The organism is Massilia sp. LMS1-1-1.1 (assembly GCF_040815535.1).
Classification (GTDB): domain Bacteria; phylum Pseudomonadota; class Gammaproteobacteria; order Burkholderiales; family Burkholderiaceae_D; genus Janthinobacterium; species Janthinobacterium aestuarii.
Map to the genome: position 1 here is coordinate 1 of NZ_JBFPNG010000013.1, position 809 is coordinate 809.

Below are 809 nucleotides of genomic sequence, written 5' to 3' on the forward strand. Positions count from 1 at the left end.
TACTAAGCGTACGACAAGTAGGGCGGGACACGTGACATCCTGTCTGAATATGGGGGGACCATCCTCCAAGGCTAAATACTCGTAATCGACCGATAGTGAACCAGTACCGTGAGGGAAAGGCGAAAAGAACCCCGGAAGGGGAGTGAAATAGATCCTGAAACCGTGTGCATACAAACAGTAGGAGCGGACTTGTTCCGTGACTGCGTACCTTTTGTATAATGGGTCAGCGACTTACATTCAGTGGCAAGGTTAACCGAATAGGGAAGCCGTAGAGAAATCGAGTCCGAATAGGGCGATCAGTCGCTGGGTGTAGACCCGAAACCAAGTGATCTACTCATGGCCAGGATGAAGGTGCGGTAACACGCCCTGGAGGTCCGAACCCACTAATGTTGAAAAATTAGGGGATGAGCTGTGGGTAGGGGTGAAAGGCTAAACAAACTTGGAAATAGCTGGTTCTCTCCGAAAACTATTTAGGTAGTGCCTCAAGTATCACCATCGGGGGTAGAGCACTGTTATGGCTAGGGGGTCATTGCGACTTACCAAACCATTGCAAACTCCGAATACCGATGAGTGCGAGCTTGGGAGACAGACGTCGGGTGCTAACGTCCGGCGTCAAGAGGGAAACAACCCAGACCGCCAGCTAAGGTCCCAAAGATTGGCTAAGTGGAAAACGAAGTGGGAAGGCTAAAACAGTCAGGATGTTGGCTTAGAAGCAGCCATCATTTAAAGAAAGCGTAATAGCTCACTGATCGAGTCGTCCTGCGCGGAAGATGTAACGGGGCTAAGCCAGTCACCGAAGCTGCGGATAT

Annotated in this window: 1 rRNA gene; it reads left to right on the forward strand. The window is 50.6% G+C overall.

What is annotated here, in order from left to right:
• Positions 1-809, forward strand: a 23S ribosomal RNA gene (locus MRBLMS1_RS14925); the annotation flags it as partial.